This window comes from Aeromonas enterica (assembly GCF_054052465.1).
In genome coordinates, this window is the sequence record NZ_JBSTYL010000020.1 from 76325 (window position 1) to 100548 (window position 24224).

At 59.8% G+C, this 24224-nt stretch carries 22 protein-coding genes; 10 read left to right on the top strand and 12 right to left on the bottom strand.

The genetic code is table 11. The features are described 5' to 3' along the window. Positions 1–39: 39 nt before the first annotated feature. Complete coding sequence (locus ACW5XD_RS18110) at positions 40–531, bottom strand: cell division inhibitor SulA (protein WP_456496066.1); 492 nt, start codon at positions 529–531, stop codon at positions 40–42. Between the two features lie 233 nt (positions 532–764). On the opposite strand from ACW5XD_RS18110, the gene ACW5XD_RS18115 reads away from it, so the two are divergent. Both ACW5XD_RS18115 and ACW5XD_RS18120 read left to right on the top strand, forming a co-directional pair. Further along, positions 765–962, top strand: coding sequence for a DUF4250 domain-containing protein (locus ACW5XD_RS18115; RefSeq protein ID WP_005300391.1), 198 nt, complete (start codon positions 765–767; stop codon positions 960–962). A 387-nt stretch (positions 963–1349) separates the two neighbouring features. Then, positions 1350–3827 (top strand): glycogen/starch/alpha-glucan phosphorylase, encoded by a 2478-nt coding sequence (locus ACW5XD_RS18120; protein WP_456496067.1) that lies wholly within the window; start codon positions 1350–1352, stop codon positions 3825–3827. Positions 3828–3893: 66 nt separating this feature from the next. Here the strand turns inward: ACW5XD_RS18120 and ACW5XD_RS18125 are convergent, their stop codons facing one another. After that, positions 3894–5279: an SLC13 family permease gene (locus ACW5XD_RS18125; RefSeq protein ID WP_456496068.1), complete on the bottom strand. Its 1386-nt coding sequence runs from the start codon at positions 5277–5279 to the stop codon at positions 3894–3896. Between the two features lie 154 nt (positions 5280–5433). Further along, the gene (gene trxC / locus ACW5XD_RS18130) at positions 5434–5874 is read right to left on the bottom strand and encodes a thioredoxin TrxC (RefSeq protein ID WP_456496069.1); all 441 of its coding nucleotides are present in this window, start codon (positions 5872–5874) and stop codon (positions 5434–5436) included. A gap of 155 nt (positions 5875–6029) precedes the next feature. On the opposite strand from trxC, the gene ACW5XD_RS18135 reads away from it, so the two are divergent. From ACW5XD_RS18135 to ACW5XD_RS18150, 4 genes are all read left to right on the top strand, one after another. Continuing rightward, the gene (locus ACW5XD_RS18135) at positions 6030–8831 is read left to right on the top strand and encodes a response regulator (protein WP_456496070.1); all 2802 of its coding nucleotides are present in this window, start codon (positions 6030–6032) and stop codon (positions 8829–8831) included. 141 nt (positions 8832–8972) lie between these two features. Then, entirely contained in the window at positions 8973–10709 is a 1737-nt protein-coding gene (locus tag ACW5XD_RS18140; protein ID WP_456496071.1) for an ABC transporter transmembrane domain-containing protein, read from the top strand. 87 nt (positions 10710–10796) lie between these two features. After that, positions 10797–12548 (top strand): ABC transporter transmembrane domain-containing protein, encoded by a 1752-nt coding sequence (locus ACW5XD_RS18145; RefSeq protein ID WP_456496072.1) that lies wholly within the window; start codon positions 10797–10799, stop codon positions 12546–12548. A 169-nt stretch (positions 12549–12717) separates the two neighbouring features. Next, complete coding sequence (locus ACW5XD_RS18150) at positions 12718–13191, top strand: DUF4442 domain-containing protein (RefSeq protein WP_456496073.1); 474 nt, start codon at positions 12718–12720, stop codon at positions 13189–13191. A gap of 39 nt (positions 13192–13230) precedes the next feature. Here ACW5XD_RS18150 and ybcJ read toward each other — a convergent pair whose 3' ends face one another. The 4 genes from ybcJ to ACW5XD_RS18170 all read right to left on the bottom strand — a co-directional run bounded on the left by ybcJ (position 13231) and on the right by ACW5XD_RS18170 (position 16347). Further along, positions 13231–13464 (bottom strand): ribosome-associated protein YbcJ, encoded by a 234-nt coding sequence (gene ybcJ, locus ACW5XD_RS18155; protein ID WP_042034860.1) that lies wholly within the window; start codon positions 13462–13464, stop codon positions 13231–13233. Between the two features lie 253 nt (positions 13465–13717). Then, positions 13718–14122, bottom strand: coding sequence for a MaoC family dehydratase (locus tag ACW5XD_RS18160; protein ID WP_456496074.1), 405 nt, complete (start codon positions 14120–14122; stop codon positions 13718–13720). Then, on the bottom strand, positions 14119–15903 hold the full coding sequence (locus ACW5XD_RS18165) for a class I poly(R)-hydroxyalkanoic acid synthase (protein WP_456496075.1): 1785 nt from the start codon (positions 15901–15903) through the stop codon (positions 14119–14121). Before ACW5XD_RS18165 ends, ACW5XD_RS18160 begins: the two co-directional genes overlap by 4 nt. Positions 15904–15996: 93 nt before the next feature. After that, the gene (locus ACW5XD_RS18170; protein ID WP_043139134.1) at positions 15997–16347 is read right to left on the bottom strand and encodes a phasin family protein; all 351 of its coding nucleotides are present in this window, start codon (positions 16345–16347) and stop codon (positions 15997–15999) included. A 317-nt stretch (positions 16348–16664) separates the two neighbouring features. Between ACW5XD_RS18170 and ACW5XD_RS18175 the strand changes: the two genes are divergently transcribed. From ACW5XD_RS18175 to pdxY, 3 genes are all read left to right on the top strand, one after another. Continuing rightward, positions 16665–17228 (top strand): VC2662 family protein, encoded by a 564-nt coding sequence (locus ACW5XD_RS18175; RefSeq protein WP_456496076.1) that lies wholly within the window; start codon positions 16665–16667, stop codon positions 17226–17228. Between the two features lie 78 nt (positions 17229–17306). Continuing rightward, the gene (locus ACW5XD_RS18180) at positions 17307–18062 is read left to right on the top strand and encodes a DUF429 domain-containing protein (protein ID WP_456496077.1); all 756 of its coding nucleotides are present in this window, start codon (positions 17307–17309) and stop codon (positions 18060–18062) included. 405 nt (positions 18063–18467) lie between these two features. Continuing rightward, positions 18468–19331: a pyridoxal kinase PdxY gene (gene pdxY, locus ACW5XD_RS18185; RefSeq protein ID WP_456496078.1), complete on the top strand. Its 864-nt coding sequence runs from the start codon at positions 18468–18470 to the stop codon at positions 19329–19331. A 135-nt stretch (positions 19332–19466) separates the two neighbouring features. Here pdxY and ACW5XD_RS18190 read toward each other — a convergent pair whose 3' ends face one another. From ACW5XD_RS18190 to cyaB, 5 genes are all read right to left on the bottom strand, one after another. Then, positions 19467–19799, bottom strand: a complete 333-nt coding sequence (locus ACW5XD_RS18190; protein WP_456496079.1) for an antibiotic biosynthesis monooxygenase family protein — start codon at positions 19797–19799, stop codon at positions 19467–19469. A 117-nt stretch (positions 19800–19916) separates the two neighbouring features. Then, a complete protein-coding gene (locus tag ACW5XD_RS18195) occupies positions 19917–21035 on the bottom strand; it encodes a glycerol dehydrogenase (protein ID WP_456496080.1) in 1119 nt (372 codons plus the stop codon). A gap of 240 nt (positions 21036–21275) precedes the next feature. Further along, a complete protein-coding gene (locus ACW5XD_RS18200) occupies positions 21276–21782 on the bottom strand; it encodes an N-acetyltransferase family protein (RefSeq protein WP_456496081.1) in 507 nt (168 codons plus the stop codon). 176 nt (positions 21783–21958) lie between these two features. Continuing rightward, positions 21959–22351 (bottom strand): NUDIX hydrolase, encoded by a 393-nt coding sequence (locus tag ACW5XD_RS18205; protein ID WP_456496082.1) that lies wholly within the window; start codon positions 22349–22351, stop codon positions 21959–21961. Next, positions 22348–22923: a class IV adenylate cyclase gene (cyaB, locus tag ACW5XD_RS18210; protein ID WP_456496083.1), complete on the bottom strand. Its 576-nt coding sequence runs from the start codon at positions 22921–22923 to the stop codon at positions 22348–22350. The genes ACW5XD_RS18205 and cyaB overlap by 4 nt, the downstream gene beginning before the upstream one ends. A 395-nt stretch (positions 22924–23318) precedes the next feature. Between cyaB and ACW5XD_RS18215 the strand changes: the two genes are divergently transcribed. After that, the gene (locus ACW5XD_RS18215) at positions 23319–24164 is read left to right on the top strand and encodes a DUF5718 family protein (protein WP_456496084.1); all 846 of its coding nucleotides are present in this window, start codon (positions 23319–23321) and stop codon (positions 24162–24164) included. Positions 24165–24224: the final 60 nt, after the last annotated feature.

Sequence of the window (24224 nt, forward strand, 5' to 3'; positions counted from 1 at the left end):
CTTTGCACGGTTTCATCCTTTCGCGCGTTCGACCCGGCATCAATGGTTGAGATAGATATCCTGTCCGCCATAGGCCAATGCGCCGTTGTGAACGGGGAGGGCGGTCCCTGTCGGCTCGAAGAAGCGAGTCAGCACCCCGAAACGTTGTCCCAGCTTGCTCAGCTTGGCGCGATCCAGCGAAACCTGCTCGGGTAGCCAGGTCAGGACGGCCGCGCAGTGGCCATTGCCCAGACTCTGCTCCAGCATGCGTTGCCAGTTCTTGATCTTGGGGCTGTGTACCACCAGCACGCGATCAGGATTGATCCCCTGTGCCTGCAGCTGTTTGGCTACCGGCAGGCTCGGTGGGGCAATCAGCAGGATCCAGCCCGTGTCGCCGCGGCTCAGTCTCACCAGTTCGTCGAGCAGCGGCGGTTCCTGGCTGGCAGATGCGGTGAGACGCTTATCTTCCCCCTTGCCTTGATGCCGGGTGGGCCAAGGATTGCTCATGCTGACAGAGGCGGCGAAAGGGGGATGACTCATGGGCTGGCTCATATGTTTGTCCTGTATGAATAACCATGCTGTATGGGTGTACAGTAGTTGTAACTCACACCAGTGACAAGCCATTTATGGTCAAAAATGTGATCAAGTAGACAGGGGATGTATTCATGTAATTGATTTTAAAGGATATTTATTTATCGCCGACTGTGGGTGTTTTCTAGACTATGGACAAAGCGGGAACAGGCGCCCATGGTTATACAGTCGGTTTGTGAAGAGGAGAGATGAGGATGGACGTCAGCACCTTGCAACGACTGGATGCCAATATCCTGCTCGGGATCATCAATGAAAAGCTGCGGCTGGAGTGTGATGGTCTGGAGGAGTTATTGGCCTATTACGACATGACGGAAGATCAGCTCGCGACCCGTTTATTGCAGATAGGCTATCACTACGACCCCATGAGCAATCAGTTCAAGGCACACGGTTAAAGGGGGAGATTGCCATCACAGAGCGTCGTCAGCTTGGTTCCATGAACAGCGCACATTGAAATCGTTTTCAATGTGCGCTGTATTTTCAGTTATTTTCATGGATTTTTAGTACTTGGCAATGATTGAAAACCTATTCACGAATTTATATTTTCATTGGTTTATTAAGTGTCTGATTTTAAATGAAATAATTGTTATTGCTTAATAAGTTTCAGGAAAGGGTTTTCAAGCTTGAACTGTCATTTTTATGCGTTAAAGTGTGACTTGCGTTAACTTTTCAACCATCGGCTTTAGCTAGTATGCCCACGCCGGAACATATTCTGAGATAACAACAGCACCGGTCCCTGATGGGATAACAATTTTATTATTCTGTAACGAAGGAAATGGTTTATGGCTACCAAGAAGAAGACAGACCAGGATCTCCAACTGGATAAAGATCAGCTCAAGGCGAGTATCGTGCGTCACCTGCGTTCTACCTTGGGTACAAGCGAACAAAAAGCCTCGCCAGAAGCGTGGTGGAAAGCGACCGCAGCCGCCGTCAACGAACAGGTGTACGAGCGCCTGACTCGCACTCAGCAGACTCATTTCAAGAAAGATACTCGTGCGATTCACTATCTCTCTGCTGAATTCCTGATGGGGCGTCTGACCTCCAACAACCTGCACAACCTCTCCTTGTACAACGTGTGTGAAGAGGCGTTGGGTGAACTCGGTCTGGAACTGACCGACTTGTGTGAACAAGAGCCGGACATGGCGCTCGGCAACGGTGGCCTTGGCCGCCTGGCCGCCTGCTTCATCGATTCGCTGGCGACTCTGAACTACCCGGCCGTCGGTTACGGCATCCATTACGAGCACGGCCTGTTTCGTCAGGAGATCCAGGATGGTCGTCAGATAGAGCGTCCGGACTCCTGGCGCGAATATGGCAACCCCTGGGAGATCTGCCGTCCGGAATCCGTGCAGGAGATACCGCTCTACGGCTATGTGGAGACCGTATTCGGTGACAACGGCGGCCTGAAGAAGGTATGGCACGCCGGGCGCAAGATCAAAGGGGTGCCTTGGGATATCCCTGTGGTGGGTTTTGGTGGCCATACCGTCAACATACTGCGTCTGTGGGAATCCCGTGCCTCCGAGTTTTTTGACTGGGACGTGTTCAATGCCGGTGGTTACATCGACTCCCAGGCCGAGAAAGCCCAGGCCGAAACCATTTCCAAGGTGCTCTACCCGAACGATGAGACCGATGCGGGCAAGGAGCTGCGCCTGATCCAGCAGTACTTCTTCTGTGCCTGCTCAATCAAGGACATCATGCGCCGCTACAAGCGGGTGCATGGCGCTGATTTCAGCAACTTTGCCGCCCAGATAGCCATTCAGCTCAACGATACCCACCCGACCGTGGCCATCCCCGAGCTGATGCGGGTGCTGGTGGACGAGGAAGACTTGAACTGGGATGCCGCCTGGGCCATCTGCTATCGGGTCTTCTCCTACACCAACCACACCCTGCTGCCGGAAGCGCTGGAGAAGTGGTCCGTCAGCCTGTTCGAGAAGGTGCTGCCCCGTCACCTCGAGGTTATCTATGAGATCAACGCCCGCTTCCTGAGCGAACTGGTCGAACCCAAGTGGCCAGGCAACGATGCCATCAAGGCCAAGCTTTCCATCATCGAAGAGGGGGACGTGCGCAAGGTACGTATGGGCAACCTGTGTGTGATCGGTTCGTCCAAGGTGAACGGCGTGGCCGAGATCCACTCCAAGCTGGTGAAAGAGGATCTCTTCCCCGAGTATGCCGAGCTGTGGCCTGAGAAGATGTGCAACGTTACCAACGGCGTGACTCCCCGTCGCTGGCTGCTGGCTTGCAACCCCGAGTTGGCCGAGCTGTACAATGAAGTGGTGGGCAAAGAGTGGCCGTTGCAGCTCGACAAGCTGCGCAGCGTGACCAAGTTTGCCGACGACAAGGCGTTCCAGCAGCAGTTCATGACCATCAAACGTCATAACAAGGAGAAGCTGGTCAAGGTCATCAAGGCCGAAACCGGTATCGATGTGAGCGCCGAGGCGATCTTTGACGTCCAGATCAAGCGTCTGCACGAGTACAAGCGCCAACAGCTGAACCTCATCCACATCATGGCGCTCTACCGTCGCCTGCTGGCGAACCCCGACTATGACATGCACCCGCGCGTGTTCATCTTCGGCTCCAAGGCTGCGCCCGGTTACAAGCTGGCCAAAGATATCATCTACGCCATCAACAAGCTGGCGGATCGGGTCAACAACGATGCCCGCATCCAGGGCAAGCTGAAGGTGGTGTTCATGCCGAACTACCGCGTCAGCCTAGCCGAGAAGCTGATCCCGGCCGCCGATGTCTCCGAGCAGATCTCCACCGCCGGTTACGAAGCCTCCGGTACCGGCAACATGAAGATGGCACTGAACGGCGCCATCACCATAGGGACACTGGATGGGGCCAACATCGAGATCGCGGAAGAGGCGGGGGCCGAAAACTGCGCCATCTTCGGTCTGAACGTGGACGAGGTGAAGGCATTGAAGGGGCGCGGCTACAACCCGTATGACTTCTACTATGCCAACTCCGAGCTCAAGGCCGTGCTGGACTGGTTCGATACCGACTACTTCACGCCGGGTCGTCCGGGCGAACTCTCCTCCATCAAGCGCTCCTTGCTGGAAGGGGGCGATCCCTACCTGACCCTGGCCGATTTTGCCTCCTATTCGGAAGCGCACAAGCTGATCGATACCTGGTATCGGGACCCGGCGCTCTGGGCCAAGAAGGCCATCATCAACTCGGCCACCATGGGCAAGTTCAACTCCGACCGTTCCATCCAGGACTACGTGGATCGGATCTGGAACCTCAAGAGCTGCAACATCACGGGTTGATACCCGCTCTGGATATGAAAAAGCCCTCGCATTGCGAGGGCTTTTTGCTGGGGGCGAGTCAGTGAATCAGAGAATGTCTCCGACAAAGTAGGCAAGCCCTGCCAGCAGCACGGTGAACACGACGTTCAATGCCATCCCGGCCTTCATCATCTCTTTTTGGCGGATATGGCCGCTGGCGAAGACGATGGCGTTGGGTGGGGTGGCCACCGGCAGCATGAAGGCGCAGGAGGCACCGATGGCGATCAGCACCGCCATGACGATGGGGGAGACGCCCAGTGCCTCGGCCACCCCGGCAAACAGCGGGATCAGCAGGGCGGCGGTGGCGGTATTGGATACCAGCTCGGTCAGGAACACCACGAAGGCAGCCAGCATCAACAACACGATGAAGATATCGGCGTGGGAGAGTACGGCCGACAGGTGGCTGGCCAAAAAGGCGCTGGTACCGGTGGCCTTGAGGATGGCGCTCAGCGTCAGGCCGCCGCCAAACAACATCAGCACGCCCCAGTCAGTGTTCTGGTTGACGTCGTCCCAGCTGGCGACGCGGCTGACCACGATGGCGACAATGGCTCCCATGGCGATCAGAGTATCGAGTTGAGGGATGCCGCCGAAGGCGTTGGAGATGGGCTGTGAGCCGATCCAGAGCACCACTGTGGTCAGGAAGATGGCCAGCGTGACCTTGCGCTCACGGGTCCAGTTGATGGTGACATCCTGGATCTCGACCCTGTGGTTGAGCTGCGGACGGGTGACCAGATAGAGGAGGGCAATGCCGCAGGGCATCAGGATCAACACAACGGGGATGCCGAATTTCATCCAGTCGGTGAAACCAATCCCCATCTGGGCGGCCGCAATGGCGTTGGGCGGACTGCCGACCAGAGTACCGATACCGCCTATGCTGGCGCTGTAAGCTATCCCCAGCAGTACGAACACGAAGGTGGCGCGATTTTTCTTGCTATCGAGCCGTGTCAGCATGCCGATGGCCAGTGGCAGCATCATGGCGGTGGTAGCCGTATTGCTGATCCACATGGACATGGCGGCTGTGATGGTAAACAGCAGTATGACGCCCCAACCCAGGTGGCCGTTGGCCAGGTGCATCACCTTGCCGGCCATCAGAGTATCCAGCCCCTGTTTGGAGAGGGCGGCCGCGAGGGCGAATCCCCCGAAGAACAGGAACAGGATGGGGTTGGCAAAATCGGTGAGGGACTTGCTCATGTCAAACACCCCGAGCACGGTCGCCAGCAGAGGCACCAGCAGGGCCGTAATGGTCACGTGCAGGGCTTCGGTCAGCCAGAGAATGGCGATGAAAACCAGAATGCCCAGCCCCTTGTTGACCATGGGTTCAAACGGTAGCCAAGCCAGCATGGCGCAGAGCAGCAGCACGTCCAGGATGACGATCCCGGATTTGATGTCGAGCCAGCGAGACGGGGGAGTAGAGGGTACAGCAGATGTGTGCATAGTGTTCTCTCGGTTAATTTATGGTTGTTGTTGTGTTGCCGAGGTTACATTTATCCCCCTGTTTGAAACAGGGGGAAGTCGTCAAAGCATGCCGGGACTCACAGAGTCAAGGTGAATAAAAACATTAAATAAACATAAACTAAACATTTGCGTATCATTTTGCAGGGGAAATGAAGGTGGCCAGCCATTCCTTGAACAGACTCTTGGGCAGGGATCCGCTGCGTTGTGCCACCATCTTGCCCTGCTTGAACACCATCAGGGTGGGAATGCTGCGAATGGCGTAGCGGGCCGCAATCGCCGGCTGTTGCTCGGTATCGACTTTTACAAAGCGAATGTTTGGTTCAAGTTCACTGGCAACTTGTTGAAAAATTGGCGAAAATTGTAGGCATGGTCCGCACCAGCTAGCCCAGAAATCGACCACCACCGGGATGTCCGACTGGATCAGAGTATCGAATTGTTCCTCGCGACCCGCGACGGGCGTGATACCAAACAGTGGTGCCTTGCAACGGCCACACTGCGCGTTTGAATCCACTTTTTCGTCAGGCAGGCGGTTCCTGGTGAAGCAATGGCTACAATGGGTAGTGATAAATGACATAATTGATTCCTGTATACATAAGCCCTGCAACATCTTTATTGCACTGACAGGGGCGAGTAACGGTAACATAGCAGTCAGTTATCTTTCACAGCCAGTGATCCGGTTTCGGCGTTCTGTCGGCGGGTACATGGCCATGACATGAGAATCGAGACGGGATGAATAATGTGACACGGGTCAATCGTGTTGTCCTGAGCCTGATCATCGTATCGCTGCTGGCGTTCTCCGGCTACTGCTGGCAATTGCTCAGTCAGCAGCAGAAGGCTTCCGAACTCAGCGTTGCTGCAGAGTTGATCCTCAACCGGGTCAACACGGATACCGTCTATCTGCTGGGGCGTGAGAAGGCCAATGATGGCAATGTGCAACAGCGTCTCAACCAGCTGTCGAGCAATCTCGACAGTTTTGTGCGCCAGGTGCGTAACGATCCCGATTCTGCCGACAATCCCCGCTCCCAATCCCTGTTGCACGACATCGACAGCTACCTGCTGGATCTGGCCAAGCTTTACTCCATGGAGATGGCCATCGAGTACATAGAGCAGCCGTTTCAAAAGCAGCTGGATGCCTTGCTGGCAACCTTGCCTGCGGATTCTCCTCTGGCCGTCGATCTGACCGAGCTGGCACAACTCAGCCACTATCTCAAGCGCAGTTGGGACAAGGGGGAGCAACTGCGGTTGCAAAAGCTGCAGCGACGCCTCAAAACGGCCTATCCTTCCAACCCGGAGGTCACTGGGCTTGCCCAGTTAAGTGAGGATGTCAGCCACCAGGTGGTGGAGTACCACGTGCTGCGTAATCAGGTCATCGACATGCACGAGCTTGATGGCCTGTCGGTGTGGAAACAGAGCAAGATGGATCAGGCATCTTCCCTCAAGAGCCGTTTCTATCTGATGGTACTGGGGGGGGCGTTGCTCTGTTTCTCGCTGGTGGCGGTCACCCTGTGGCGTCGCAACCAGAAGCTGAGCGAGCTGTCGCGTCAGACCGGCTTGCTGGCCCAGGCGAAAAGCGATTTTCTGGCCAACATGAGCCACGAGATCCGCACCCCCATGAACGCCATCATAGGGTTCAGCTCGCTGGCACTGCAGACCGAGCTGGATCAGCAGCAACGGGATTACCTCAGCAAGATCAAATCTTCGTCGGATACCCTGCTGCTGCTCATCAACGACATTCTGGACCTGACCAAGGTCGAATCCGGCAAGCTGACACTGGAAGAGATCGATTTTGATCTGAGCGAGCAGATAGATTCGCTGGCCGGCATGTTTGCCGATCTGGCCGAGCGCAAGCAGGTTGAAGTCATCATCAACAAGTCACCGGCCGTGCCCGATTTCCTGCGAGGTGATCCGCTGCGACTCGGTCAGGTGCTGGTCAATCTGGTCAACAACGCCATCAAGTTTACCGAGCGGGGAGAGGTGGAGGTGGCTATCACCCTGGTCAACCCGCACCCCATGCGGGTGCGTTTCAGCGTGCGGGATACCGGGATCGGCATCGCCGAGGAGAAGCAGGCTCAGCTGTTCCAGCCTTTTACTCAACTGGAGGCGGGCAACACCCGTAAATACGGTGGGTCCGGCCTTGGTCTCAACATATCCCAGCGTCTGGTCGAGCTGATGGGAGGGCGGATCACTGTGCAGAGCAAACCAGGGACGGGATCTGTGTTCCAGTTCGAGATCCCCATGACCAAGGCGGTATACGGTGTATCGGGACGACGGGTATTCTTTGAGCATCAGCCGCTGGTGTTGGTGATGGATGACAATGAACTGGTGCTGGATCTGGCCAAGGATATTCTGGGTCGCGCCGGTGCCAGAGTCATGGCGGTCAACAGTCTTTCCCGGGCCCGTCAGGTGTTGCGCGAGGAGGGCCAGAGCATACGGCTGGCCATTCTGGACTGGCGCATGGGGCAGGAAGATGGTCTGGATCTGGCGCTCGAGATGTATCAGCACAGCCAGTGGCGCCGTCTGCCTGTCCTGATGACCAGTGCCTGGGCCAAGGAGGGATTGTATGGCCGGATGGAGAGCATGGGGCTGACTCACTTCCTGCCCAAGCCGATGACCGAAAATGCCCTGCTGGCCAAGGTGGATGAGCTGCTCAACGGCAGCTCACACGATCAACAGATCCGTCAGGCCGAAGCCCAGGGGGATCAGCAACATTTTCGTGATCTGTTGCAAGGTGTCCGGGTCTTGCTGGCAGAGGACAACCGGGTCAATCAGCAGCTCATCATCGAATACCTGCGTCGGGTGGATGCCGTGGTGACAGTGGTCGGCAACGGTCGCGAGGCGGTCGAGCGAGTCTCCGAGCAGCCATTCGACGTGATCCTGATGGACTTGCAGATGCCGGTGCTCGACGGCCTGGATGCGACCCGCCAGATCCGCAAAATGGTGGACAAGCACGACGTTCCCATCATAGCGCTCACCGCCAGCGCCATGCCCGGTGACAGGGAACGTTGTCTCGGGGTCGGTATGAACGGCTATGTCACCAAACCGGTCAGCAAGCTGGATCTCTACAACAATTTGCTGCAGTGGGTGAAGAGCGCTAGCGGCGAATGCCGGGTACCGCTGGAGGTGAAGCCGCCGGATCTGATGGGGGTGCTGGATCTGGAGGATGCGCTCAGGCGGCTGGAACAGGACAAGGAGGCGCTGCAGATCCTGTTCAAGCTGTTCATGTCCGAGCACAAGGACGACTTGTGGGAGATCCGTTCCGCCCTGCGTCGTCAGCAGCCTGATATCGCCTGTCGCCTGCTGCATACCTTGAGGGGGGTTTCTGCCAATATCTCCGCCTCCCGCCTGCAGATCATGGCCGGTGAGCTGGAGTGGCGGTTGCGTCAGCAGGAAGAGCTGACCGAGCAGGATTTGGAGCAATTGCAGCAGGTGTTCAGCCTGACCCGGGAGGAGGTGTCCCACTTCTTGTTGACCGGTGAGCAGCAGGAAACACCATACAGCTCCTTTGCACAGCGAGATGATCGCTTATTGTAACGGGATAAATAGCAATTATTCTCAAGCCAGCCACTTCAGGCTATCATGGCCCTCTCGTATCGCCCCCTTCTGGGGGCGATTGCATTGGGTTTCCCCGTGACGGGCGGCAGCCTCTGGCTGGCCGCGACAAAGGATATCTACGTGAGTGTATTCGCAAGGCTGGGCTGGTTCTTCAAGGAGCAGTGGCGGCGCTATCTGGTCGCCATCTCCTTGTTGATGATGGTGGCCCTGTTGACCGTGATCCCCCCCAAGGTTGTTGGCTGGGTAGTGGATGGCATCGCCAAGGGCTTTCTCGACAACGACACCTTGATACGCTATCTGGCGGGGCTGTTTGTGCTGGGTCTGCTCATCTATTTGCTGCGCTATGTGTGGCGGGTCATGCTGTTTGGCGCCTCTTACCGACTGGCCTATGTGCTGCGCAATCGCCTGTTCAGCCACTTCACCCGCATGAGCCCCGATTTTTACCAGCGTCACCGCACCGGCGATCTGATGGCTCACGCCACCAACGACATCCAGGCGGTGGAGATGACGGCCGGGGAAGGGGTGTTGACCCTGGTGGACTCCATCATAGTCGGGGTGCTGGTGCTCTCCATCATGTGCAGCCAGTACTCCTGGCAGCTGACCTTGCTCTCCCTGCTGCCCCTGCCGGTGATGGCGTTCTTCATGAACCGCTTTGGCACCCAGATTTACAAGGAGTTCAAGGCGGCGCAGGGGGCCTTCTCCCGTCTCAACAACAAGACCCAGGAGGCGCTCTCCGGCGTGCGGGTGCTCAAGTCCTATGCGGTTGAATCCCTGGAGGACAAGGGCTTTGCCGAGCTGACCCGGCAGGCTGGGGCGTGCAACATGGCGGTGGCCCGCATCGATGCCAAGTTTGACCCCGTCATCTACCTCTGTATCGGCTGCTCCTACTTTCTCGCCGTTGCCGGTGGTAGCGTGCTGGTAGTGCGTGACGAGCTGACTCTGGGAGAGCTCACCAGTTTCACCATGTATCTGGGTCAGCTCATCTGGCCCATGTTTGCCATCGCCTGGCTGTTCAACATCATAGAGCGGGGCAGCGCCGCCTACTCGCGCATCGAGAGCCTGCTGGCCGAGCGCAGCGACATCGAAGAGCCGACTGAGCCGGCGGTATGTGTCTCTGCCTTCCCGCTCCAGGCCAAGGGGGTGAGCTACCAGCTGGAGCAGCGCACCCTGCTGCGCAATATCGATTTCACCCTGCACAGCGGCGGCATGCTGGGGGTGGTTGGTCGCACCGGAGCGGGCAAAAGCTCCTTGCTCAAGTTGCTGATGCGCCTCGCCAACCCCACTGCCGGCGAGCTCACCATGGGCGCCGTGCCCATCGCGCAGCTGGCCCTTGGCGAGTTGCGTGGCCAGTTTGCCTATGTGCCCCAGGAGCCGTTTTTGTTCTCTACCACCATAGCTGCCAACATAGCCCTAGGCCGGCCAGACGCCAGTTTGGAGGAGATAGAGCAGGTGGCGCGCATCGCCTGTGTGCATGACGACATCAGCCGCTTCCCCAAGGGCTATGAGACTGACGTGGGGGAGAAGGGGGTGACCCTCTCCGGCGGCCAGAAGCAGCGGCTCGCCATTGCCCGCGCCCTGCTGCTGGAGGGGCCGATCCTGGTGCTGGACGACGCCCTGTCGGCGGTGGATGCCCATACCGAGCAGCAAATACTGCAGGCACTCAAGACCCATAGACGGACGCTTATCCTGGTCAGCCACCGCATGACGGCGGTGGAGCAGGCCGACGAGATCCTGGTGCTGGAGCAGGGGCGCGTCAGCGAGCGGGGTCGTCACGGCGCCCTGATGGCTCACAACGGCTGGTATGCAGACATGGTTCGCTATCAGCGGCTGGAACAAGACGTGGAGGAGGGCCTGTGAGCATGATGATTAGACGAGTGGTTCCTCTCATCCCCAACCCTTCTCCCGGGGAGAAGGGAGCAAAAGCGCTGCACTGGAGGCAAGTCTGTGAATCCAACGATTAAACGCCTGCTCGCTTATTGCGCCCGCTATCCCCGCTGGCTTATTCAGGCGGGGATCTGCCTGCTGCTGGCCACCGGTGCCGAAGTGGCCGGTCCCCTGCTCATCAAGCTGTTCATCGATGACTACCTGGCACCGCGCCAGCTGGTGTGGCCCGCCATCGCCGCCATCGCGGCCGGGTATCTCAGCCTGCAGGTGCTCTCGGCGGCGGGGTTCTACCTGCAGTCCCTGCGTTTCAACCGCATTGCCCAGGCTGTGGTGCAGACCTTGCGCGAACAGGTGTTTGCCACTGCCATCCGGCTGCCGGCCCGCTACTTTGACCAGCATCGCTCCGGCTCGCTCATCTCCCGCATCACCAACGACACCGAGGCGATCATGAACCTCTACGTGCAGGTGATAGGCCTGCTGGTGCAAAAGGTGGTGCTGCTGTGCGGCATCCTCATCTCCATGGCGCTGCTGGATGTGCGGCTGATGCTGGTGTGCGCCTGCCTGTTGCCGGCAGTGGCGGCTGTGATGTGGCTCTACCAGAAACTGAGCGTGCCCGTGGTGCGGGCGACCCGCAGCCTGCTGTCCGAGATCAACAGCCGTCTCAACGAGTCGCTGCAGGGGATGCCGGTGATCCAGGCCATGGTGCAGGAGCGTCACTTCGCCAATGCCTTTGCCGAGGTGAACCAGCAGCACTGGTCGGCGCGGCTCAAGAGCCTCAAGATCAACGGCATTCTGCTGCGCCCCCTCATCGACTTGTTCTACATGATGGTGCTGATCGGCCTGTTGGCCCTGTTTGCCCGCGAGGGCCTGAGTGCGGGTGGCGCCATCCAGGTGGGGGTGCTCTACGCCTTCATCAGCTATCTGGGGCGCATGATTGAGCCGCTGATCGAGATGACCAACCAGCTCAACCAGTTGCAACAGGCCATGGTGGCCGGGGAACGGGTATTTGCCCTGCTCGACGAGCCCCGCGAGAGCACGGAGGGTGAGACCCAGTCCCTGCAGGGGCGAGTCAGCTTTGACAAGGTGAGCTTCTCCTACGATGGCGAGCAACAGGTGCTGCGCGAGGTGAGCTTTGCCGCCAGTCCCGGCCAGATGCTGGCGCTGGTGGGCCACACCGGCAGTGGCAAGTCCACCATCATCAGCCTGCTGATGGGCTTCTACCCGCTGGATCAGGGCACCATTCGTTTCGATGATCACCCCATGGCTAGCTTGTCGCTGGCGGCGGTGCGCCGCAGTATCGGGCTGGTGCAGCAGGATCCCTTTATCTTCGTTGGGACTTTGGCGGAAAACCTGCGGCTCGGCCGTGACGGCATCGACGAGGCGCGCCTCTGGCAGGCGCTGACCGAGGTACAGCTGGCCGATTTCGTGCTGAGTCTGCCGGATGGCCTGAACACCTTGATGGAGGAGGGGGGCAAGAACCTTTCCGCTGGTCAGCGGCAGCTGCTCTCCTTTGCCCGCGCTCTGGTAGGGGATCCGCGCATCCTCATTCTGGATGAGGCCACCGCCAGCGTGGACTCCCAGACCGAGCTTGCTCTCTCCCAGGCGCTCTCGGCGGCCCGCCGTGGCCGCACCACCATCGCCATCGCCCACCGGCTCTCGACCATAGTCGATGCCGACGAGATCCTGTTGCTCTCTCGTGGCAAGGTAAACGAGCGGGGCACCCATGGCGAGCTGATGGCGCAGGGAGGACACTACGCCCAGCTGTTCGAGATGCAGATCCAGGGTGCCTGGCTGGAAGAGAAGCGGGCCTGATCGGAGCATCAGCTGTGAACCTGTGACATGGACGAAAAGAGGGAACCGGTGCGGTTCCCTCTTTTTTTTTGTGCCGGTCAAATGGTCGTAACCGTGATCCCTGTGCTTGTCGAATGACACAGATGCAGGCAACATGTTGTTTACATCAACTCATCGGATCAGTTCGCATATGGACTTGCAACGTTTCAAAGCCAATCTGGCGCTGCGGCTATTTGCCTGGCGTTATATTCCCGTCATCGGCTTTTGTGCCCCTGTCATTGAAGAGATGAACGCCAAGGCGTTGCGTATTCGCATCCCCCTTGGCTGGCGCACCCGCAACCACCTGGGCAGCATGTATTTTGGCGCACTGGCGACTGGTGCCGATCTGGTGGGCGGTCTGCTGGTGATGGAGAAGGGACGGACGAGGCGCAAGAAAGTGCACTTCGCCTTCAAGGATGTACAGGGCGAGTTTCTGAAGCGGCCCGAGGGGGATGTGCAGTTTGACTGCGCGGCCGGGGAGGAGATCGACGCCATGATAGACGAGTCGCTGGCGAGCGGTCAGCGCATCAACCGCCCCATCCAGGTGGTGGCCACCTGTCCGTCATTGAACGGGGATGAGGCGATGGCGCGCTTCGTGCTGACCCTGTCGATCAAGGCCAGCTGAATGCGAGAGGGCGCGTCGGCGCCCTTATTCAAGCAGAGATCAGAGGATCTCGGGGCTCACGCCCGCTTTCACCACGACTTTCATGCCATTGAAGTTGACCACTTGCTCGGCCACTATCTTGCAGCGCTTGCGGGTCTCAATCTGGCCGTCCACTTCCACCAGCCCGTCGGCGACGAGCGCCTTGGCCGCGCCGCCACAATCGGCCCAACCCTGATGCTTGATAAGGTCACACAAGGCAACGAAGGGGTGGCCTTCGAGCAGAAACGTCTCCATGGGAAATCCTCTAGATGGATGAATGGCTGAAACAGCAGGGCGGTTATTCTAGGCAGTTCGGGCCGTCAATGAAAGGGCAAGGGAGCCTGTCTGCGGGCAATTGTGGTCGCAACTGAGCGTTTGGACCTCTTTCTGGACGTGCAGGCAGGGCTCAAGGCCAGCAACCGCAGCCGTCATCGCGGTGGAACATGAGGTTGCACCATAAAAGTCAGCCCGGCGGGGCCGGGCTGAAGAAGGGGTCGGTGAGCAGCGTTTAGCCAACCTTCACCACCGCCTCGCCTGTCACGGCGAAGGCCCCGGCCGTAGTTACGATGCGGGTGGCCAGGGTGATGATGGGCTTGTCGGCCCGCAGAGCGATGATCTCCACCTCGGCCGTCACCTCATCCTCCACGAACACCGGCTGCTTGAAGGAGAGGCTCTGCCCCAGGTAGACGGTGCCCTTGCCAGGCAACTGCTGGCCCAACAGCCCCGAGAAGAGGCTGGCCAGCAACATTCCGTGCACGATGGGCCGCTCGAATGGCGTGGTGGCGGCAAAGGCCGGGTCCAGATGCAGTGGATTGAAATCCTCCGACAAGCCGGCGAAGGCCTCGACCTCGGCCGCGCCGAACCGCTTGGTCAGGCTGGCCTTTTGCCCAATCTCAAAGGTGAGTGTGCTCATGCGGGCTCCTTCTCCGGGGTCTTGGCAAAGACAGGGTTGAGCCGCACCTTGACGTAACCGCCGGGCGCCGCTTCCAGCCCTTCGCTCGGGATGCGGGCAGGGATGGGGGCGGGATCCTCTTCCCGGCTCTGGATAAAGGTCGCCATTTGCGGCCACCATGAGCCTGGGGTGTGGCTTGCGCCGGCGAGCCACGCCTCGGGGCTGGCGGCCTCGGCATCGTTCTGCCAGAAGCCGTACTTGTTGGCGTCCGGCGGATTGATGATGCCGGCAATGTGGCCCGATTCAGCCAGGATGAAGCGCTGCTCGCCGCCAAACAGCTTCATGCCCAGCCAGGTGCCCTGCCAGAGGGCGATGTGATCGTCCATGGCCGAGACCAGCAGCACAGGGGTCTTCACCTTGGCGAGATCGATGCGGGTGTGGCGGATCTTGAGCTCCCCCCTCACCAGCTGGTTCTCCAGATAGAGACGGCGCAGCAGACTGTTGTGGGTCTTGCCCGCCACATTGGTGCTGTCGCTGTTCCAGTGCAGCAGATCGAACGCCACCGGGCTCTGGCCCTTGAGGTAGCTGTCGATGTAGTAATTCCAGTAGAGGCTGTTTTCCCGCAGCAGGCTAAAGGAGACCGCCAGCTGGCGTCCATCCATGATGCCCTTGGCCTCATTCTGGGCCTCCAGCGCCGCTATGATGGGCTCGTGGATGAAGATGCCAAGCTCCCCCGGCTGGGAGAAATCGAGCAGTGTGGTGAACAGGGTGGCGGAGCGCACCCGCTGTTTCTGGCGCCGTGCCGCCAGCCAGCCCATGGCCAAGGAGAGGGCGGTACCGCCGATGCAGTAACCGATGCCGTGCACTTCCCGCTCGCCGGTGGCCGCCTCCACGCCATCCAGCGCGGCGATGACGCCATCGACCACGTAGTCGTCGAGATCGATATCTGCCTGCTCCACACCCGGGTTGCGCCAGGAAATCATGAAGACCGTCTGGCCCTGGGCGACCAGCCAGGCCACCAGGGAGTTCTGGGGCCGCATGTCCATGATGTAGTACTTGTTGATGAAGGGCGGCACGATCAGCACCGGCGTCCTGGCCACGGTTTCCGTGGTTGGACTGTACTGGATCAGCTCGTAGAGTTCGGTGCGCTGCACCACTCTGCCCGGCGTCAGCGCCAGATCCCGCCCCAGTTCGAAGGCGGACTCGTCGGTCAGGCGGATGTTGAGCTGATCGGCGCTGCGTTCCAGATCCTCGGCCAGCAGGGCCAGTCCGCGCACCAGATTCTGGCCGTCGGATTCCAGGGTGAGCCTGAGCAGTTCGGGGTTGGTGGCCAGAAAATTGCTGGGCGCCATGGCGTTGAGGTATTGGCGGGTGAAAAATCGCAGCCGTTCCCGGCTCTTCTGGGGTACCCCTTCCAGCGCATCCACCGAGGCCAGCAGGTGCCTGGCGGTCAGCAGATAAGATTGTTTGAGGTAGTCATAAAGGGGCTGATCGCGCCAGGCGTCGTCCTTGAAGCGGCGATCGCTGCGCTCCGGCGTGATCACCGGCTCGCTCTCCTGACCTGCGCTTTTGAGCAGGGTGTGCTGCATCAGCTTGAGCTGATCCTGCCACCAGTTCATCTGGGCGTTGATCAGTTGCCAGGGCTGCTGGCTGCCTTGCTCCAGCACCTGGCCCAGATCGTCCAGATTGGTCTGCAGCAGCGCCTGTGCCGTGTGCTCGGTCTGTGCCTTTGCCATGGCCAGCAGCTTGTCATTGTAGTGGGCCAGGGCCTCGAACAGCGGGCCATAAGATGGTTGGCTCATGTGCTCTCCTTCACCCACACCCGTGACAGGGCGAGCCTGTCATGTCGGGTCATGGGGAGATGTGGCTGCCCGCACCGGGCAGCCAGGGGAATATCAGGCCTTGCCCGTGCTCTTTTTGATGCCGTCGGCCGCCAGGGTATCCAGCTCTTCCTTGAACTGCAGACCCAGCGCATTGAGCTTCTGGATGTCATCCAGCATCTGGCGGGAGAGCTGGCTGGCGGTTTCCAGCTGCACTGTGCCAAGGGCCGCCAGGCTCTGGGCATCCTGCACCTTGCCGGCGGCCTGCAACTGGCTTAATCCCAGTTCGGCATAGGCATTGGCGGAGGCCAGCTGCAACCGGGTCAGCTGTTCGATGTTGCTGGCCAGCAGCTGGTTATAGCGGGTGAGGGGGGCAGCAAAGCCTTGCATCTGCTCGGTAAAGGTTTTGATTACGTCCATATTCATCGCGTGTCTCCGTGGTTGGCAGCAGGGTATTGCAAAAGGCCGATGGCCCAGTCTTCGGTTACATCCGTTCGACTACATCCTTAAGTCGTTACGTGTCGTTTGCTCTGTTCAAACGTACGTTTAAGCATTGTGTTACCAAATGAGGCTTGATGTAAATAATATAAATGTTAATTTTTGCTTAAATTTTGATTCTGGTCTGTCCAGTTTGTGCGAGTGAATTCAGACGGGGGATGACGCAGCAGTGCCTGCCTGGCCTCGTTCCTGTACGCGAGTGCTGATAGGCTGGCCTCCCCTCGCTGATTGTTAAGGAAAGCCCGATGAAACCTGTTTACCTGCTGCTTGCCTGTGGTTCCCTTGCCTTGGCTGGTGCCGCTCATGCCAGTACACCCATCCAGGTATCGCTGCCAGGTGCCAATCTGCCCTCATCCCATCAAGTCGAAGGCGCCAGAGCCTCCTTTCTCTATGGCCGCACCGGTCAGGTGAAGGGAATCGATCTGCCCATCCTGGCGCTCTCCGACGTGGATCAGTTCAGTGGTCTTCAACTTGGCATTTTCCTTGGCGCCGGACGAGTGCGTCACCAGTTCAACGGGGTGGCTATCAACGTTGTGAATTGGCACGAAGGACAGGACAAGGGGGTCAACCTTGGTTTCGTCAACTTGACCAACAATGTGCAGGGCCTGAACTGGGGAGCCGTCAACATTGCCAAGGGCAATGCCCTGGCCAACGTGGGCTTCGTCAACTATGCCGAGCGCACCACTTTCCAGCTGGGTTTCATCAATGCCACCAAGCGTCTGGACGGGTTGCAGATAGGCCTTGCCAACTACGCCGAGAACGGCATTTTCCCCATACTGCCGCTGATCAATTTCAAGAAATCCTTCTAAGGCACGCTCCCGGCCTTGCTTTAGGGGATGCAGCCATTACCCTGTGCTGCATTGATAGCGCGCAGAGGTGACACGGGCATGACAATGGAACACATGGACGCCATCGGTATCGGGTGGGATGTGAGAGGCTGGCAGGGCAACGCCCAGGCGGTGGCCGTGGTGGGTTGGCTGGCACAGGAACGGCGCCTGCACTGGTTTGGGGTGTCGCCCCTGTTCCGGTTGAGTTCGCGAGTGGCGCCGGATCTGGATGCCCTGCTGCGCCCGGCGTTGCAAGACGAGATTAACCTGATGCAGGTGTTGGCTTGTCCGCACCTGGCGCTGGGCATCGATGCACCGCTTGCGTTTCCACGCGCCCTTGGCGAGCTGCTGGCGGGGAGGGTGACCGAGTGCGCCGTGCCCCAGCGGGAGATAGACAACCCTTATGCCTATCGCGACTGCGAGCGCTGGCTGCACCAGCAATATGGCAAGAAGCCGCTCTCGGCCACCTTCGACCGGCTCGGCAACAACGCCACCCTTGCGCTTGCCATGCTGCCCAGGTTGGCGGATCTGCAACTGGTACCCAGGGTGCAGCCAGAGGCCGAACGGGCCGTGCTGGAGGTCTATCCCGCTCTGGCCAAGGTGGGTGGCAAGGCGTCTACGGTCAGGGCCGAGCTGCAACCCCATCTGCCGGCCGATGTGACGGCGGGCACCGATCGCTACGATGCCGCCATCTGCGCCCTGATGGCATTGCAATACGCCGCCAAAGGGGGTGTCTCCTTGCTGCCAACCCTGGTACAGCCGCCTGCCGACATGGCACTGGATGAAGGTTGGGTCTACCACTTCGCGCGCCCTTGAGCAGAAGGCGGATCTGATGGTTCCAGTGGATCTTGCCCTCTTCTTGCTCTGCACCCGCCACGCCTTGCTGGCGGGCGCTGATATCGACTGATTGCCCACCGGGATTCCATTTTCTTCCCCTTCAGCACCGGCCTCGCCATGTGCTGATTTATTACGCTCATATGCCATCAAACAAGAAAGCTGAAACCACCTCATGAAGCATGATCCGCAATCCCTCATCTGATCAGCAACTGGCAAGGCAGGAAAGTAGGGGCGATGGTGGCTAAAGAGGCCGGTCTGGCAAATGGACCTTATGTCGGCAGTTTTTAAGGCCAAATACGGGTTTGTGCTGCACAAAAGTGGAAGTTCAATATCTTCATCCGATATATTGCCCCTTTCCCCTGACTCTTCTCTGCGGTGATGTCGATGAAACGCATTCTCTCTATCCAGTCCCACGTGGTATTTGGCTGTGCCGGTAACAGTGCCGCCGTGTTTCCCATGCGCCGTCTCGGCATGGAGGTGTGGCCCGTCAACACGGTGCAGTTCTCCAACCACACCCAGTACGCGGCAGGTTGGCAGGGGATGGCGATGCCCGCCGGTCACATCAGCGCCCTGTGCAAGGGGCTGGGGGATATAGAGGTACTGGGCCTGTGCGACGCCGTGCTGAGCGGCTATTTGGGCTCGGCCGAGCAGGGGGACGAGATCCTGAACGTGGTAGCTGCGGTCAAGGCGGCCAATCCCGACGCCATCTATTTCTGCGATCCCGTCATGGGCCACCCGGAGAAGGGATGCATCGTTGCCCCCGGCGTGACCCGCTTCCTGACTGAGAAGGCGCTGCCGGTAGCCGACATCATGGCCCCCAATCTGCTGGAGCTGGAGACCCTGTGTGACACGCACCTGGCGGATCTGGTCCAGACGCGCGCTGCGGCGCATCAGTTGCTGGATCGGGGAGTGAAAATGGTGCTGGTCAAGCATCTGGGCCGCGCCGCTCGCGAGCCGGGTCGCTTCGAGATGCTGCTGGCTACCCGGGATGGGGATTACCTGATCGCCCGTCCGCTCTATGAATTTTCCCGTCAGCCGGTGGGGGTGGGGGATCTCATCAGTGCCCTGATGCTGGCCAATCTGCTGGCGGGCTTTGATGCCGTGACGGCGTTTGAACGCACCAATGCGGCTGTGGACACTGTGCTGCTGCACACCTGGCAGGTGCAGGCTTACGAGTTGCAGCTGATCACGGCGCAGGCGGCATTTGCCGAGCCCGTGATCAGCGCGCGTGCCGAGCGGCTGGCCTGATGCGGCTTCCCTGTGCGAACAGGGCTGCGTGATCATCAGAATGTTCCAGCTGGTGATCCCCTCAGAGCCTGCAGGCCATATCAATACCAGGCCCTGCGGGTGATGAATGCGTGACTCGCGGGCCTTGGCTGTTCGCTATGCGATCCCGGCGCCCTGTCTTGGTCCGGTCCCCTGGCACTGCGCCACCGCCTGATAGTGTTCCACCGTGGGGAAGGGGTCGTAGAAGTGATGCAGCAGCGCCTTCCACTGCTGGTACTGGATCGAGCCGCGAAAGCCCTGGGTGTGATCTTCGAGCCGCTGCCAGTTGACCAGCAGCAGATAGCGGTGGGGATCGGTCAGCGAGTGTTGCAACTGGTGCCCGGCATAACCCGGCATGGCACTGATGATGGCCTGGGCTTGGCCAAAGGCCTGCTCGAAGGCGGCTGCCTGACCCGGGATGACCTGCAAATGAGCGACTTCCAATATCATGGTGACTCCTTGTCCTGAGAGGGGAAGGGGCATTCCAGCAGTTCGGGACGCAATAGACAAGGCCAGCCGCACGGCTGGCCTTGTCGTTGCTGATCAAGGGTGCGTTTTATTCATTGATCAATGGTGGGGGTGGCGGGCCCGATAGCGCTCTGCCATGGCGTTGGCCGCGATCATGGCGCCGTAGACATCCTGCTCGTTCACGGCCATGGGCATGTTGCCCATGGTGTCGAGGGGATCGCAGGCAAGCGCTGCCACCTTGCGCCACTCGCTTTCGACAAAGCGGGTCAGCCCCATCTCCTGCAGCGTCATGGGCAGACCGGCGACATGGATGATGCGCATCACCTCGTCGAGCTCGGCCTGGGGGGCGCGCTCCAGCACCAGCTGGGTCAGCAGCCCGAAGACCACCTTCTCTCCGTGCTGGGCACGGTGCAGGTCGGGCACCACCGACATGCCGTTGTTGACCGCATGGGCCGCCGCCAGACCACCGGCCTCTGCGCCGACCCCGCTCAGGTAGATGGTGGCCTCGATGATCTGCTCCAGCGCCGGTGTGGTGACGTGATGGCGCACCGCGTCCATCGCCATGTCGATGTTCTCCCCCAGCAGCTCATAGCAGAGCCGGGCCAGGCCAAGCCCGGTGCGGGAGGGGCGCTTGCCCACCAGATTGATGCCATCGGCCCGATAGCAGGCGCGGGCCTCGAAATAGGTGGCCAGCGCATCCCCCACGCCGGCGGCGAAGAAGCGGACAGGGGCGGCGGCTATGATGGCGGTGTCGGCGATCACCACGTCCGGGTTCTGGGGCAGGAACAGATAGCGCTCGAACTCGCCCGCCTGATTGTAAATGACCGCCAGCGCGGTACAGGGGGCATCGGTAGAGGCTATGGTGGGGAACAGCACCACGGGGCGGCGCAGGTAGAAGGCGACCGCCTTGGCCACGTCCAGAGTCTTGCCACCGCCGATCCCGACGATCACGTTGGCGCCTTGCTGTTCGGCGAGGTTCACGAGGCGGTGGATCTCGATGTCGGTACACTCGTAGTTGAACTTCTCGACCCCCCCCTTCAGGCCCGCTTGCAGCAGGCCGGCCAGTGCCTCTTCCCGCACCCGTTCCAGAATGAACTCGTCGCTGACGAGCAGGGCGTTATCGCCAAAATCTTTCACATGATCATGGAGTTGGGGAAGAAGGTCGTGGCCGATGATGAACTTTTTGGGGGAGGTGACGGTACGAGGCAGGATAGGCATGCAGGATTCCTCAAGGCAGTGAGTGGCACCCGATTAGTATGCAAACGGGTCTTCCTGCCACACCATACGCTTCGTCCTTCATCAGGTGAAGGGAGAGTGGGTTCACCCCTTCGATTAAATTAATCAAAGTGCCTGTTGGATGGTTTGTTTGGGGCAAAGAGATGCAGGCGGCGAGGTGCCGATGGCCAGTATGCGCCCGCTCAGGGAGCAGGGCGCAAAGTCATCTTTGCGAGGCGCAGCTTAGAGCTGCTTGTAGAAGAAGAGGGTCGCCGTCAGGGTGCCGTCGGCACTGCGGGCAAAGTCCGGGATCTGGCCAGCCTCCTGATAGCCCAGCTGGCGATAGAGGCTGGATGCCACGTCGCCGACCCGGGTATCGAGCACCAGCAGGGTACGCCCGGCGTCACTGGCCCCCTGCTCCATGGCCGCCATCAGGGCGCGGCCGACCCCCTTGCCACGGGCGTGACTGTGTACCATCAGCTTCTCCACCTCGGCCCGGTGGCGGCCGTTGGCCTTGGTACAGAGTGCCAGTTGCAGGGCGCCGACCAGCTGATGCTGCTCGAAGGCGACCCAGAGCCGACGGTTGCTTGCCGCCAGCTCCGTCTCTATCCCTTGCCAGTATCCTAGCCCCTGCTCTTCCGTCAGCGGCGGCAAAAATCCCACGGAGGCGCCGCTGGCCACGCTGTCTTGCAGCAGGGTGATGAGCGCAGGCTTGATGCCCAGGGTGGTATCAACCTCAACTATGTCCATCGAGAGTCCTCGTCAAACGTGGTCACAACAGCGGGCTGCGCCGCTGTGCGGCAAACAGAGATAAGGAATCCGTGTTTTGCCGCATGACGGGTTAGCCTCGCCGTTTCTGGCGCCGATTTCAAGCCGAAGGCCCCCGTTGGTTGCGCCGGATCACGCTTGCACCGCTGCGCTATGCCTCAGCGGATGAGACGCTGCTCTGCCAGCCAGGCAAACAGCAGGCGGGAGACGGGGGAGATCTCGGCCAGATGGCGGCTGTCCAGCCAGCGCAGCTCGGCGATCTCGGCCGAGGCGACAGGCGTACCGTTGGCCTCGCCGGTGTAACAGCGCAAGCGGACCTGCACGCCTTCAGGCTTGCCATCGGCCTGAGCGCTGAATTCGCAGGCAAGGCGCAAAGTGTCGGTTTGCAGGGTCACGCTTAGCTCCTCCTCGATTTCCCGCACCAGCGCCGCTTCATCGCTCTCTCCCGCCTCGCGTTTGCCGCCGGGAATGTAGTAGATGGCCTTGCCGTGGGAGCGGGCGCAGAGCAGTTGCCGATCCTTGAAAGTCAGCCAGGCGAGTTTGTCGATCATGAGGGCACTCTCTCTGAGTTGAGGGTGAGGTTTTGCTCGCACAGGGTGCGATAGGAGCGGGTTTCGAGTTGCGTTGAGGAGAGGCCGAGCCGTGTGGCTAAATCCTGCAACTGCTGGCGATAGCTGGGCAACAAGGCCTCGTCGTCAGTCATGATGGCCAGCTCGGCAAAATCGCCGATCCCCTCGAGATGATCCCGGGTGACATGGAAGGGGCCGACAAAGTAAATGCTGCGCCGCTTGCTGATGGCCAGCACCTGCCGGTAGCCCAGAGTGCGCAACATGCTGGCCGCCTTGTCGGCATCCGTGATGTTGACGGCCTCGCAGCGATCGGCTTCGGGTCCCTTCACTATCCAGAGTTGGATGCAGGCAGGCTGCATGGTGCGGATCACCAGGCTCTTGCCCTCTGCGGCCAGGTTATGTTCTGGCGTGTCGAAGTAGCTGTCCTGCTCCTGGTTGTCTTCCAGCATCACCTCGGGATCCAGCGCCTTGAGGGCCGAGCCGAAGGCGGCAGGATCCGGCAGCCGGTACTTGAATTCGACCTCAAACCGGCCCTGGAAATGTGGCTGTGACATGGAGGCTCATCTTCTCTGTGACAATGGATGGCGGCCAGCCTAGCAAAGTTGACCGGCAGGCCCAAGGGGCAGCCGTACAGTGTGTGGAAACGATCTGTTTCTCGCCGCACGCTTTTCCCAGCGAACTGTCTCCCTGCGTCCCAAGTTGATCAGCAGGGTGCCTTCATGCTTGATCCATGACCCTGGTCTGCGTGAAGCAAGGGGGCTGTCAACTGGCTGTGAACCTCTGCCCAGAGACATGCCGGCGGATGTCGAAAAGTTCGGGCTGGCGCACAGGATGGGGCGCCTGGGCTGGGCGAGGGCAAGTCCCTGTGGTTTAATCCTTGCCACTTTTGCGGTAGTGGATCCCGTTTGGTGGGTCGGCTGCCCCGCTTTGGCAAGATGCAGGTGATCAGATGCAAGTGACAGCAGAGAGCAAATTTATCGGACTCGGGGTGGCGGGCAACTTCGCCGGTCATCTGGAGCAGGCGGGAGAGGCCTCGGATTTCGTGGCTGTGGTGGTGCGTGACACCAGTGCGCCCAAGGCGCTGTTCCCCTTCTATGTTCCGGGTCATCCGGGCCAGCTCGGTGTCTTCCCCCTGAGCGAGAAGGCCATCTTTCTGCCAGAAGCGGCGGTCAGCGGTGACGAGAAGGTGCAGATCGAGCCGGAAGTCGCGCTCTGGTGCGAGCTGGAATACGCAGGCACCCAGGTGGTGGCCATCCATCCCCGCGCCTTTGGGGCCTACAACGACTGCTCCATCCGTCGTCCCAATGCCAAGAAGATCAGCGAGAAGAAAAACTGGGGCGAAGAGAGCAAGGGGCTGGCGGCCAATCTGCTGCCACTTTCCCATTTCGCAGCCGGCTGCGAGCTCGATGACTATCGCATCGCCTGCTATCTGGAGCGCGACGGCGAGCTGCATGCTTACGGGGTAGACAGCACCGCCGTCGATTACAGCTATTTTCATCAACAGCTGCTGGACTGGGCCATCGACAAGTTCAACCATCAGCAGGATGAGGGCCCGGCGGAGCATATCCAGGGGTTGCTGGCTCAGGCTGGACACCCGTCCCATGCACTCATCAGCATAGGGGCCACCCGTTATACCCATTTTGGCGAGACTCATTTTCTCAAACCGGGCGATACGTCCTGCGTGCTGGTCTATCCGGCCAGCCGCTATGGCGAAAGCGACATCCGCGAGGCCATTCGCACCCGCCAGTTCGGGCCGGGCGTGTCAGTCCTGTTGCAGGCGGTCAAGACCCGCTGATGCCACCGCGGCTTGCCCCCCCCCCCCCGGGGGGGGCCCCGCCCACCCCCCATAAAAACC